Origin of the sequence: Novosphingobium sp. (assembly GCF_019748365.1) — a bacterium.
GTDB lineage: Bacteria > Pseudomonadota > Alphaproteobacteria > Sphingomonadales > Sphingomonadaceae > Novosphingobium.
Genome location: NZ_JAIEPN010000089.1, coordinates 1 through 12,152, shown reverse-complemented (window position 1 = coordinate 12,152; position 12,152 = coordinate 1). Strand labels below are relative to the sequence as shown.

General features: G+C 65.2%; 9 protein-coding genes. 7 read left to right on the top strand and 2 right to left on the bottom strand.

The features are described 5' to 3' along the window. Positions 1–27: 27 nt before the first annotated feature. The 5 genes from K5Q19_RS11025 (at position 28) to rplI (ending at position 2,836) form a co-directional block, all read left to right on the top strand. Complete coding sequence (locus K5Q19_RS11025; RefSeq protein WP_292944849.1) at positions 28–975, top strand: bifunctional helix-turn-helix transcriptional regulator/GNAT family N-acetyltransferase; 948 nt, start codon at positions 28–30, stop codon at positions 973–975. An 89-nt stretch (positions 976–1,064) separates the two neighbouring features. Beyond that, entirely contained in the window at positions 1,065–1,469 is a 405-nt protein-coding gene (locus K5Q19_RS11020) for a PilZ domain-containing protein (protein ID WP_292944847.1), read from the top strand. Positions 1,470–1,632: 163 nt separating this feature from the next. Continuing rightward, on the top strand, positions 1,633–1,995 hold the full coding sequence (rpsF, locus tag K5Q19_RS11015) for a 30S ribosomal protein S6 (RefSeq protein ID WP_292944846.1): 363 nt from the start codon (positions 1,633–1,635) through the stop codon (positions 1,993–1,995). Positions 1,996–1,998: 3 nt separating this feature from the next. Continuing rightward, positions 1,999–2,223, top strand: coding sequence for a 30S ribosomal protein S18 (gene rpsR / locus K5Q19_RS11010; RefSeq protein WP_054121790.1), 225 nt, complete (start codon positions 1,999–2,001; stop codon positions 2,221–2,223). 13 nt (positions 2,224–2,236) lie between these two features. After that, positions 2,237–2,836 (top strand): 50S ribosomal protein L9, encoded by a 600-nt coding sequence (gene rplI / locus K5Q19_RS11005; RefSeq protein ID WP_292944842.1) that lies wholly within the window; start codon positions 2,237–2,239, stop codon positions 2,834–2,836. 110 nt (positions 2,837–2,946) lie between these two features. Here the strand turns inward: rplI and K5Q19_RS11000 are convergent, their stop codons facing one another. Further along, on the bottom strand, positions 2,947–7,128 hold the full coding sequence (locus K5Q19_RS11000; protein WP_292944839.1) for a LamG-like jellyroll fold domain-containing protein: 4,182 nt from the start codon (positions 7,126–7,128) through the stop codon (positions 2,947–2,949). A gap of 209 nt (positions 7,129–7,337) precedes the next feature. Between K5Q19_RS11000 and K5Q19_RS10995 the strand changes: the two genes are divergently transcribed. Then, positions 7,338–9,497: a penicillin acylase family protein gene (locus K5Q19_RS10995; RefSeq protein ID WP_292944836.1), complete on the top strand. Its 2,160-nt coding sequence runs from the start codon at positions 7,338–7,340 to the stop codon at positions 9,495–9,497. A gap of 44 nt (positions 9,498–9,541) precedes the next feature. Then, the gene (locus tag K5Q19_RS10990; protein ID WP_292944833.1) at positions 9,542–10,978 is read left to right on the top strand and encodes an AMP nucleosidase; all 1,437 of its coding nucleotides are present in this window, start codon (positions 9,542–9,544) and stop codon (positions 10,976–10,978) included. Between the two features lie 333 nt (positions 10,979–11,311). On the opposite strand, the gene K5Q19_RS10985 is transcribed toward K5Q19_RS10990, so the two are convergent. Next, a partial coding sequence (locus K5Q19_RS10985; protein WP_292944831.1) for an oligopeptide transporter, OPT family occupies positions 11,312–12,152 on the bottom strand: 841 nt, incomplete at its 5' end.

The window sequence follows — 12,152 nt, the reverse complement described above, 5'->3', positions numbered from 1 at the left end:
ATAACGCGTTATGAGAATGAGGGTGCCATGACCGATATCTTGCGCGACGCCGGGCCCGTGTTTCTCGGCAGCCGGCTCAAGCGGCTTGCCGAGCGAATGCAGGCAGAGGCAGCCATTGCCATCACCGAGGCTGGCCTCCCCTGCCAGCCCGGCCACATGGCGCTCATCGCCGCGCTGGCGAAGGGCCCGCAGAGCGTGACGCAACTGGTCGCCGCCATCGGCACCAGCCAACCGGGCGTCACCCGCGCGGTGGGCCAGCTGGCGAAGCTCGGGCTGGTCGATACGGTCGCCGGACGCGACCAGCGCCAGCGCCTCGTCTCACTGACCCCTGCAGGCGAGGAAGCGCATGCGGCGGCGCTGACCGATGTCTGGCCGCGCATGGGCCGCGCGGTGGAATCGCTGCTGGAGAGCATTCCTGGCGATTTCCTCGGCGAAGTGGGCCTTATCGAGGACGCTCTCGCCGCCAAGCCCCTGCTTGCCCGCGTCGGTCCCGCCCGCAGCACGCGGCTCCGCTTGCTCGAATACCGCGACGACCTTGCGCAGGCCTTCCATGACATCAACAAGGAGTGGATCGAGGCGATGTTCGTGCTCGAGCCGCTCGACCGGGAGGTTCTGGAGAACCCGCGCGAGAAGATCATCGCGCCGGGCGGCACGATCCTTTTCGTGGAAGCGGAGGGCCTGGGCGTGGTCGGCACTTGCGCGCTCAAGCCCACCGGTGGCGGCGGCTATGAGTTGACCAAGATGGGCGTCCTCGAAAGCGCGCGCGGGCTGGGTGCGGGTGCGTTCCTGCTGGCGGCGATCATCGCGCGGGCGCGGCGGATCGGGGCCGAGCCGCTCTATCTACTGACCAACAGGACCTGCGCGGCGGCGATCCACCTCTACGAGAAACTGGGCTTCCGCCACGATGCCGGGATCATGGCGGAATACGGCGCGCGCTATGCCCGCTGCGACGTGGCGATGCGCTTTTTCGCCTGAGCCACCCGCATCATTGCGTAGGGCCTGAAGCCCGCCGCATTGCCGCCGTTCTGAATGCAAGTGGTAAATCCCGGCGGCAGGAGCAGGCCATGTTCGACGAATTCGAAGGCGTGGAGAACATCAACCACCGGCGCACCCGGCGCGTCGGTTTCGAGCTTCCGGTGCGTTGCAAGCACGGGCTGACGCGGTCAACGGTCATGCTTAAGGACATGACGACCCACGGCGCGCGGATCGAGGGCATTCCGCGCCAGCGCATCGGCGATACCGTCATCCTGTTCCTGCCCGAACTCGCGCCCAAGCTCGCCTTTGTCGTGTGGTCGAAGGACAAGACCTCGGGCCTCGAATTCGAATTGCCGCTGCACGAGAACGTGTTCGCCAATCTCGTCGCCGATTTCGCGATCGGCCATCTGCAGCGGCTGGAGATGGGCCGGCCCGAGGCCGACGCCGAAGTCCGCGCCAAGCCCGAAGTACCGCCAGCGCGTCACGCGGCCTGAAAACCCACTTTCACCTTGCATCTTCGTCAGATCCCGCTAAGAGCCAGCGCTTCCGCGGGCGGGGTGACGGCCTCGTCTGCGGAAACTCGAAGAAAGCCGGAGGGGCCCCGCAATACCGCGGATCAGCCAGCGATCGGTTAGATTGATGAAGGACGCAAGGCCCATGCCGCTTTACGAGCATGTCTTCCTTGCGCGTCAGGATCTGAGCCAGGCTCAGGTTGACGCGCTTGCCGCCACCGCCACCGAAATCGTCGAACAGGGCAACGGTAAGGTCGTGAAGACCGAGACCTGGGGTCTTCGTTCGCTGGCTTACAAGATCCAGAAGAACCGCAAGGCGCACTTCGTGCTGCTCGACATCGATGCCCCCGCTGGCGTCGTGGCGGAGCTCGAGCGCCAGACCGCGATCAACGAGGACGTGATCCGCTTCATGACTGTTCGCGTCGACGAACACGAAGCCGGCCCCTCGGTGATGATGCGCAAGAACGACCGCGAGCGGACCCGCCGCCGCGAACGCGAAGGGGAATAAGCCATGGCTCGTCCGTTTTTCCGCCGCCGCAAGTCGTGCCCGTTCTCGGGCAAGGGCGCCCCTGTCATCGACTACAAGGACGTGCGCCTGCTGCAGGGCTTCATGTCCGAGCGTGGCAAGATCGTGCCTTCGCGCATCACCGCCGTTTCGGCAAAGAAGCAGCGTGAGCTGGGCCAGGCGATCAAGCGCGCCCGGCACATCGGCCTGCTTCCCTACATCGTCAAGTAAGGAGCGCGAACCCATGCAGATCATCCTGCTCGAGCGCATCGAGAAGCTCGGCTCCATCGGCGACGTCGTCACCGTCAAGGACGGCTACGCGCGCAACTTCCTGCTGCCCAACAAGAAGGCGCTGCGCGCCAACGAAGCCAACCGCAAGGTCTTCGAATCCAACCGCGCCCGCATCGAGGCCGACAACGCTGCCCGCCGTGCCGACGCGCAAGGCGAAGCCGGCAACGTCGAGGGCAAGGAAGTCGTGCTGATCCGCGCTTCGTCCAACGCCGGCCAGCTCTACGGTTCGGTTTCGGTGCGCGACATCGTCGACGCGCTGGTCGAACAGGGCGCCAAGGTCACCAAGGCGATGGTGGTGCTGGAACGCCCGATCAAGAGCATCGGCATTTCGACCGTGAAGGTTGCGCTCCACCCCGAAGTGAGCGTGACGGTCAAGGTCAACGTTGCCCGCTCGCCCGACGAAGCCGCGCTGCAGTCGCAGGGCGTCGACGTCATCGACGCGATGTTCGATACCGAAGTCGGCGGCTTCACCGAAGCCTACGACCCCAACGCGGAACCGGGTGAAATCCCGGCGGACCTCCTCGAGGACCGCGCCGAGGGCGCCGAGGCCTGAGCCTCTGGCTCAAGTCATACGGCCACAAAAAAGGGGCGCTTCCGCAAGGAGGCGCCCCTTTTTCTTGTGCCTGAAGCGCAGCGGACGCGAGGGTCCGCCGCGCCAGTCTGTCACATCACGAAATCGGCTGCCACCAGCGCACTTGCGCTGTTCACCAGGATCGCGAAGTCGGCCGCCTTGTCGCCGTTGATGTCGCCCTGCACCAGCCACTGGCTGCCCCCCTGCGCCGTCGCCGTCAGCGCGCCGCGGGAACCGTCGAAGGCGGTCACCAGCGAAAAGGCGCCGTCGCCTGCAGCGCTGCCATTGGCATCGATCTTCGACAGGTCGATGAGATCGCCTTCGCTGTGCGCGAAGTCGGTGATCGTGTCCCGCCCGGCGGCAGCCACGGTCGAATCGGCCGCCCCGTAGAACGCGAAGCTGTCTGCCCCCGCTCCGCCGGTGAGCCTGTCCGCACCAAGTCCGCCGCCCAGCACGTCATTGCCGCCAAGGCCCAGCAGCGTGTCATTGCCTTCGAGGCCGAAGATCCGGTTCGCCGCATCGTTGCCGCTCATCCAGTTGGCGAGCGCATTGCCGATGCCGGTGGTGGCCGCAGTACCCGTCAGCATCAGGTTTTCGACATTGGCGCCCAGCGTGAAGGACACGCTCGACTTGACCGAGTCCGTACCCTGGCCGGCCTCCTCGATCACCTTGTCGCCGCTATTGTCGACGATGTAGGTATCGTTCCCGCCCTTGCCCGCCAACGTATCGGCCCCGAACTTGCCATCGATCCAGTTGGCCGCATTGTTGCCGGTGATCTGGTTGGCCAGCGCATTGCCGCTCGCATTGGCCGCACTGCCCTGCAGTTCGAGGTTCTCCACGTTGTCCGACAATGTGTAGTTCACGGCAGCGCGGACGGTATCGGTGCCTTCGCCGGGCCGCTCGACAACCCGGTCGGTGGCGGACCAGACCACGTAGGTATCATCGCCCGTGCCGCCCGCCATGACATTGGTGCCAAGGCCGCCTTCCATCCAGTCGTTGCCCGCACCGCCGCCCAGGTTGTCATCGCCGCCGCCGCCAAGGAGCGTGTCGTTGCGATCGCCGCCATAGAGCGCGTCATTGCCGGTATTGCCGGTGATGGTGTTGTCGAGGCCGTTGCCGACGATTGTCTCGCCAAGGCCGGTATAGACGATCAGGTTCTCGACATTGCCCACCATCGTCAGCTTGGTGATGCTGTTGCCGGCGAGGTAGATCGTATCGATGCCGCCATTGGGTTCGGAACCCTCCCGGACAATATCGCGCAGGCTGTCGATCCAGTAGGTGTCGTCGCCCGTGCCGCCGGTCAAGACATCGTTGCCGGTGCCGCCGATCAGGGTGTCGTTCCCGTTTCCGCCGACGAGCGTATCGTCCCCCGCGCCGCCCTCAAGCACATTGGCCTGGCTGTTGCCGACCAGCGTGTTGTTGGCGCCATTGCCCATGCCGTTCATCGCGGTTCCCGCCAGCGTCAGGTTCAGGGCCTGCGATGCAAGGCGGACGTTGAGACCTTCGGTGACCGTGACGCTGGGCTGCGCCGCGCTGCCGACCAGCGGTGCCGTTCCCGGCCCCGGAGGCGGCAGCGCAGTGGTGCCGAGCAATTCGTTGAGCCAGTAGGTGACCGTCTCGACGCGGGCATTGGCATTGCCGTCCTCGTTGAGAAAGCGGTCCCACTGCGTATCGAAACCGATGTGGTAGATGCCGTCCATCACCGTATCGATGGCGCTGTCGCCTAGCAGGTAGCTGGCCCCATGATCGCCCTGGATCAGGTGGAAGCCGGTTTCGATCATGTTCTCGTCGTTGCCGTGGGCCGCAAGGAATGCCGCCTTCTCGTTGGTCTTGATCCAGTCGGACAGGTCATAGGTCTCGGCAACGGTCAGATGCCCGTCGTCCATCGCACCCGTGGCGTTGATCGCATCGATGATGATGTGGTTGAGCTTGTCGGCCGCCGCCGCTCCTTCGCGGATCTGGGTTGCCGAGATATTGTTCCTGAGGCCGACATCCTCGCCGATGATCTGGATCAGCTGGTCGAGCCCGGTCCCGGTTGTTCCGGCCGGGCCATCATAGGCATAAGGCAGCCCGCCGGCGGGCATCGGCCCGTTGGCGGCCAGCGCGGCCTTGTAATCGTCGACCGAGGCATAGAGCCGGTCCGCGCCGACCGGATCGCCGTCGAGCTCCAGCCGCAGGCCTTCGGCACCGGTGTTGTCGAAGTAGTAGAGATCGACCGCATAGAGCCCGGACTTCGCGACATCGATCGTCTCGCTCGTGCCGGTAAAGCCGCGGTCGCCCGCAAAGCTCGACAGCGTGTCCCCGCCGAGCTTGAGCAGGAAGCCATCGTCCGAACGCACGTTGACCAGATGCTGGCCCTTGTCGAGCCAGATATAGCCCTGCAATCTCAGACCGATGGTGTTCATCGCGGTATTGTCGCCGCCGTCGGTGAGCTGCGCCTTGCCATCGAGGAACTGGCCAAGCGTCGCGACTTCCTTGAACCCGCCGAAGTTCACCGTCTTGGCGGTCAGGTGGAAGTTGGCGGAGGTGGTTGCAGTCTGGGCGATGAGATCGCTGATCGAATTGAATCGGGTGCCGCGGTCGAACACCTCACCGGTAAGGCCGGTGCCTGCGCGCACGGCCGCCTGATCGCCCTCGATCGCAGCGGTGCCGGTCCACTCTGCCGGCAAGTCGCCGGAGTGGTTGATCGCACGCAGCTCGAAGGGATCGAGGATACGGTCGTAGACGGCAAGATTGCCCACCTTGCCGTCGAGGTGGCTATCCACCTGGTTGGGATGGCTCGCGTCGCGGCCCCAGGTCCCTGCGCCCAGCACGAGGCTGCGCAAGTTCGGACCAAGGCCGCTGGTTGCGTCGACATTCGCGGCAACCCGCTTGCCATCGATGAACAGCCCGAGGCCGTCCTGCCCGAACGTGATCGCCAGCGAATACTGGCGCCCGCTTTCGATCGTCACGTCCTCGGCCTGGAGCCACCAGTCCCGCGTGCCGTCCTGCAGGACCACATAGAGGTGGCCGTCGCGGACGAAGGCGGTCATGTCGCCGTCCGCATTCGAGGCGCCGTCCTTGGAGAACACCACGTGGGTGCGGCCGTCGTCGGCATGGTTGGCCATGAAATCGAGCGCAATCGTGCCTTCAGCGACGCTGGTGGCGGGCAGCTTGCCCAGTTCCAACGCACCCTTGGTCCCATCGTCGGTGACAAGGCCGGCCCTGCTGAACACGAGATTGGGCTTGAGCGTCGTGGCATCGACCGGTGCATGGTTCGAACGGAGCGAGCCTGAGGCAAGGTCCTTCGCCAGCAGCAGGCTGATCCAGTCCGACGTGTCGCTGATGCGCTGGTTGGCGTTGCCGTCCTCGTTCTCGAAGCGATCGCCGCTGATCTTGAAGCCGATGTGGTAGATGCCGTCGGCCACGGTATCGACCGAAAGGTCGCCGTAGATGTAAGCGCGCCCGCCGTCGCCCTGGGCATAGTGCAGGCCGCTCTCGAAGGCGCCGTTGTCATCGCCGTGGAGCCTGGTCCATTCGTCGAGCTTGTTGACGATGATCCAGCGGTTGAGGTCGACCATGTCCATCGGGTCGAGCTTGTTGTCGTCGGCGACGCCGGTTTCCTTGATCGCCTGGAGCATGATCTTGGCCATGCCGTCGGCGGCCCTGGCGGCATCGTTGATCTGCTTTTGCGAGATGCGGTGGTTGAGGCCGATATCGTCGAGCAGCCGCTCGGTGATGAGATCGAGGCCCGTGCCGGTGGTGCCGTGCGCCTGCGGATCGGCAGCGCTGTTCTTGAGCGTGCCTGCTGCCAATTCGGGCGCGAGCAGGCTGTTCAGCCAGTGCGCCGCATCGTCGACACCCGGGCCCCAGTAGTTGGTGGGGGACGTGAGGTGGCCGTCCTTGATCTCGAAGGCAAGGCTGTAAATGCCGTCGAGCACGCGGTCCACACCGGCCTCGCCAAACAGGCGCGTGACCGCGCCATCGCGGGATACTTGCTGGAAGCCGGTCTCGATGCCGTTCTTGTCGGTGCCGTAGAGCAGGCTGAACTTGGCAAGGCTCGTCGAGCGCAAGTAGGAATTGAGCGAGTAGATATCGGAAACCGTGATCTCGCCATCATTGGCGAGGCCAAGGCTCCTGATCGCGTTCACGATCAATCCGTTCATCGCATCGGCGGCGGCCGCCCCTTCGCGGATAGCCGCGCCGGACAGTCCCATGTTCAGGCCGTAATCGCCCGCAACAAGATCGATGGCGCGGTCGAGTCCCGTGCCGGTAGTCCCTGTGATACCCATCATGCTGCTCCCTTGGCTTGACGCCTTATGTGCAGAGCATGCCCAAGGACCTTTTAAGTACAATGGCTGCGGATTGCCCCTAAGGAGTTAACCCATGTTCTAAGGACTTGTTCTTTGGCCTGAGCGTGGGACTTTTTGAATGTTTCAAGAAACAGCATTTGATGCCAAGCACTTGCAGTCATATGCTGAGAACGATTGGTTGGGAGAAAATCATGAAGCGTGCACATGCCGTCGCAGTGGGGGCACTCCTCATCGGAGCCGTCCCCGTTAACGCCACCGCGAAAAGGTCTGACATAATCGGTGAGGCGAAAATCGAACGCGACGAATGGGGTATCGCGCATGTCTCGGGCAAGACCGATGCCGATGCGATCTACGGCATGATCTACGCGCAGGCGGAGGATGATTTCCCCCGAATCGAGCGCAACTACCTCGTCAGCCTCGGCCGTCTGGCCGAAGCCGAGGGCGAAAGCGCGGTGTGGCAGGACCTGCGCCAGCGCCTCTGGATCGACCCCGCAGCGCTCAAGGCAGACTATGCGAAGAGCCCCGCCTGGCTGCGGCGGCTGATGGATGCCTGGGCCTCCGGCCTCAATGCATACCTTGCCGATCATCCCGAGGTTAAGCCGAAAGTCCTGACGCATTTCGAGCCGTGGATGGCGCTGAGCTTCACCGAAGGCAGCATCGGCGGCGATATCGAGCGGGTGCCGTTGTCGCAGCTCGAGGCCTTCTACGGCAGCCGCAAGGTCGCCATGAGCGATGAGGAGCTGGGGCGGCACCTCCGGGAGCCGCAAGGCTCCAACGGCATCGCCATCGCCCCGGCGCGCACGAAGGACGGCCACGCGCTGCTCCTCATCAACCCCCACACCAGCTTCTATTTCCGCGCCGAACAGCAAGTGACCAGCGGCGAGGGGCTAAACGCCTATGGCGCAGCGACCTGGGGCCAGTTCTTCATCTATCAGGGGTTCAACCAGCACGCCGGGTGGATGCACACCACCACCGGGTCCGACCGGGTCGACGAATTCGCCGAGACCGTGGTGCAATTGCCCGGCCAGACACCCGCCTACAAGGTGGGCGATGCCGTGAAGCCCTTTCGGAGCCGGACCGTGACCCTTGCGGTACGACAGGGCGATGGCACGATGAGCCAGCACAGCTTCACCACCTGGGCGAGCGAGCACGGCCCCGTGGTGCGCGAGGAAGGCGGCAAGTGGATCACTTATGCCCTGATGAACCGGCCGGTCCCGGCGCTCGAGCAGAGCTTCCTGCGCACCAAGTCCGGCGATCTTGCGCGCTTCCTCAAGGTGGCCGCCCTGCAGGCCAATTCCAGCAACAACACCTTGTTCGCCGATACCAAGGGCGAGATCGCCTATCTCCACCCGCAGTTCGTTCCGATCCGCGACAACAGCCTTGATTGGCGCAAGGCCGTCGACGGCAGCAATCCGGCCGCGCGGTGGCAGGGTATCCACCCCATCGCCAGCCTGCCGAACGTACTCAATCCCGCCAATGGCTGGGTGTTCAACGTCAACAACGCGCCATGGACCGCTGCCGGAGCGGACAGCCCCAAGCAGGACGCCTTCCCGCGGTACATGGACGAAGTGGGCCAGAATGCCCGCGAAGCCCATGCACGGGCCGTGCTGGGAAACAAGCGCGACTTCACGCTCGAAAGCCTGATGGCCGCCGCCTATGATCCCGCCCTCCCCGCCTTCGACCGCCTGCTGCCCGCGCTCTTTGCCGCGCATGCGGCGGCGCCCGATGCCCGGCGCGACGGGCCCATCGCGCTGCTCAAGGGGTGGGACCGCAAGTGGGCGCTGTCCTCCACCGCCACCAGCCTCGCGGTCGGCTATGCCGAAGCACTGTGGGCGCGGGTTTCCGCGATGAGCGATGGCGACGAGGAAAGCCTGTGGGAGCAGCTGAACAATCGCATCACCGATCCCCAGCGCCTCGCCGCGCTCGATGATGCGGTGAACCGGCTCGTCGGCGATTTCGGCTCGTGGCAGGTGCAGTGGGGCACGCTCAACCGCTACCAGCGCAACGACGGCGCGATCGGCCAGGTGTTCGACGATGCAAGGCCGAGCACGCCGATCGCGTTCGCCAGCGGCAACTGGGGCAGCCTCGCCTCGTTCGGCGCGGCGCGCTATCCGGGCACCAAGCGGATGTACGGCACCAGCGGCAACAGCTTCGTCGCGGTGGTCGAATTCGGCCCCAAAGTCCGCGCCCGCGCGGTGAGCATCGGCGGGACCAGCGCCGATCCCGCCTCGCCCCACTTCGCCGATCAGGTGGACCGCTATGCCCGCGGCGACTTGCGCGACGTGTGGTTCTATCCCGAGGACGTGAAGGCCCACGTCGTATCGACCAAAGTGCTCAGACGAATGCGCTGATCACCCGACTTCCAAAGGTCACGCCGCGCAGGTACACCTGACGCATGGATCATATCGCCTCCGTGCTCGACGAGCTTTCGCGCATCTACACCGCCTCGGTCGCCCGGCTGCGCGAGGATGTCATGACCTTTGCCGCGACCGGCACCCTGCCCCCCGAGGAACGGCGGCATGATGGCAGCTATTGCTATCCCGAGCTGCGCATCCACTTCGGCGGCGAGCCGAGCATCGAGCCGACGGGGCATTCGTTCGGCCGGCTGAGCCAGAAGGGCACTTATGCCTGCACGGTCACGCGCCCGGCGCTGTTTGCCGACTACCTTGCCGAGCAGCTCGCGATCATCCTGCACGGCTTCGACGTGACCGTGGAAGCCGCCGTCTCGCGCCAGGAAATCCCGTTTGCCTATGTGCTCGACGGCAGCCTCGGCGCGCAGATGGGGGGCGTCACCCCGCAGGAACTGGCGCGGTACTTCCCGAACGCCGATCTGGCCCATATCGGCGACGAGATCGCGGACGGCGAGTACAACGCGGAGGGCGGCCCCCTCCCGCTCTCGCTGTTCGACGGGCTGCGCACCGATTTCAGCCTCGCGCGCCTCGTCCACTACACCGGCACCCCGGCGGAGGATTTCCAGCGCTATATCCTCTTCACCAACTACCACCGCTATGTCGACGAGTTCGTCGACTGGGCGGCGGGGCAGCTGGGCAAGGGCGAATATGTCGCGCTTTCGGGTGCAGGCGGGCTGCACCTGACCGAGCCGACCGAAAACGCCCGCGAACGTATGTCGGACACCGCGTGGCGGCGGCACCAGATGCCGGCCTATCACCTCGTCGCGCCGGACCGCAGCGGGATCACGCTCGTCAACATCGGCGTCGGCCCCTCCAACGCCAAGACGATCTGCGACCACCTCGCCGTGCTCAGGCCCGAGGCGTGGCTGATGATCGGCCACTGCGGCGGCCTCAGGCCCACGCAGAAGATCGGCGACTATGTGCTGGCGCATGCCTACTTGCGCGATGACCACGTGCTCGATCCGGTGCTGCCACCCGAAATCCCGATCCCGGCGATCGCCGAAGTGCAGGTCGCGCTCGCCCGCGCGGCAGAGCTCGTCAGCGGCGCGGGCGGCTCGGACCTCAAGCGGCGCATGCGCACGGGCACCGTCGTGACGACCGACGACCGCAACTGGGAGCTCAGGTACTCGCACTCCGCCAAGCGCCTCAGCCTCAGCCGCGCGGTGGGCATCGACATGGAATCGGCCACCATCGCCGCGCAGGGCTACCGCTTCCGCGTGCCCTACGGGACGCTGCTGTGCGTTTCGGACAAGCCGCTCCACGGCGAGCTGAAACTGCCGGGCCAGGCCAACCGCTTCTATGAGGAGGCGATCTCGAGCCACCTCGCCATCGGCACGACCGCCTGCGAACTGCTGCGCGCCGAAGGTGCCCGCCTCCACAGCCGCAAACTGCGCGCGTTCAACGAGCCGCCGTTCCGCTGAGAGGTTGACACGGTTGACACAGTCCAGAGGGAAATGTCTCAGCCCCGGACTGGGCGGCCCTTTGCTTTGAATTTCAAGACTTTTTGGCCGAGTTGCGCCGCTGTCGGCGAGCGGCGGAAAAAGCGGCGTGTTGGAAACGGCCTGTATAGCACACCAACCCGGCCCTCGCGCCGACTGGTGATGCAGCCTGACGCGCGCGGAAGGGGGGACGGGTGCGGCCATAGGGAACCACGGTTCAAAGAGCTGTGAGGACCATGCCCGAACCGGGGATATGTAGGAAAGTGGTTTTGGCTGGCACTGCAAAGGGGAATGCGATCAGGCCAAGCATCAGCGCTAATCTTGCAGCGCATCCCCGCCCGGCCCGGCCACGCTGCTGGCCCGCATCCGCATATAGGCATAGGCGACCACACCCGCGAACACCGCGAGGCCCAGCGGCATGGTCCAGGGGCCTTCGTGGATGACGGCGAAGATATCGGGATTGTTGGTAGCCCCCACCATGGCCGCATAGGCGATGTTGAACAGGCCGTCGCCCACGATCAAGCCGGTCACGGTCAGCACCCCCATCCGTTCGGCGAAATCGGGAGAGGACTGGCGCGCAGCCCAGCGGTTGTAGAAATGGCCGAGAACAGCGCCGACGATCATCAGCAGTGTGATCTGCATCGGCAAGTAGATGCCCATGCCGACAGCGAGCGGCGGCATGGAACCGCGCTTGGCGGCGCGCAAGGCGGCATCGAGCGCGACGGTGGCGAGGCCGATGGCCGCGCCGATCCCGATCAGGCCCCAATCGAGGCTTCCTCCCAGTACGCCTTGCGCGATGGCCGTGATCAGCGCGGCCTGCGGTGCGGCGAGCGCGTCCTTGCCCGCGCCCAGTGCTCCGGCGAAACCGAAGGTCTGGTTGAGCAGATCGAGGATCGGCGGGATGACAATCGCGCCGAACACCACGCCAAGCACCAGCGCGATCTGCTGTTTCCACGGCGTTGCGCCCACGAGCTGGCCGGTCTTCAGATCCTGCAGATTGTCGTTGGAAATGGTGGCGACGCCGAAGACGACGGCGGTGACGAAGAGCGCGAATGCCACGAGAGCCTTGGTATCCGCCACGCCGTTGCCTTGCCCGAACAGCACGGCGAGCAAGAGCGAGATGCCGAGCGCGGCAAGAATGCCGACGCCCGAAATC

What these genes read in the sequence shown, in the direction of transcription:
- K5Q19_RS10995 (WP_292944836.1), top strand. Translation starts at nt 7,338, where the DNA reads ATGAAGCGTGCACATGCCGTCGCAGTGGGGGCACTCCTCATCGGAGCC.
- K5Q19_RS11000 (WP_292944839.1), bottom strand. Translation starts at nt 7,128, where the DNA reads ATGATGGGTATCACAGGGACTACCGGCACGGGACTCGACCGCGCCATC.
- rpsR (WP_054121790.1), top strand. Translation starts at nt 1,999, where the DNA reads ATGGCTCGTCCGTTTTTCCGCCGCCGCAAGTCGTGCCCGTTCTCGGGC.
- K5Q19_RS10990 (WP_292944833.1), top strand. Translation starts at nt 9,542, where the DNA reads ATGGATCATATCGCCTCCGTGCTCGACGAGCTTTCGCGCATCTACACC.
- K5Q19_RS11020 (WP_292944847.1), top strand. Translation starts at nt 1,065, where the DNA reads ATGTTCGACGAATTCGAAGGCGTGGAGAACATCAACCACCGGCGCACC.
- rplI (WP_292944842.1), top strand. Translation starts at nt 2,237, where the DNA reads ATGCAGATCATCCTGCTCGAGCGCATCGAGAAGCTCGGCTCCATCGGC.
- K5Q19_RS11025 (WP_292944849.1), top strand. Translation starts at nt 28, where the DNA reads ATGACCGATATCTTGCGCGACGCCGGGCCCGTGTTTCTCGGCAGCCGG.
- rpsF (WP_292944846.1), top strand. Translation starts at nt 1,633, where the DNA reads ATGCCGCTTTACGAGCATGTCTTCCTTGCGCGTCAGGATCTGAGCCAG.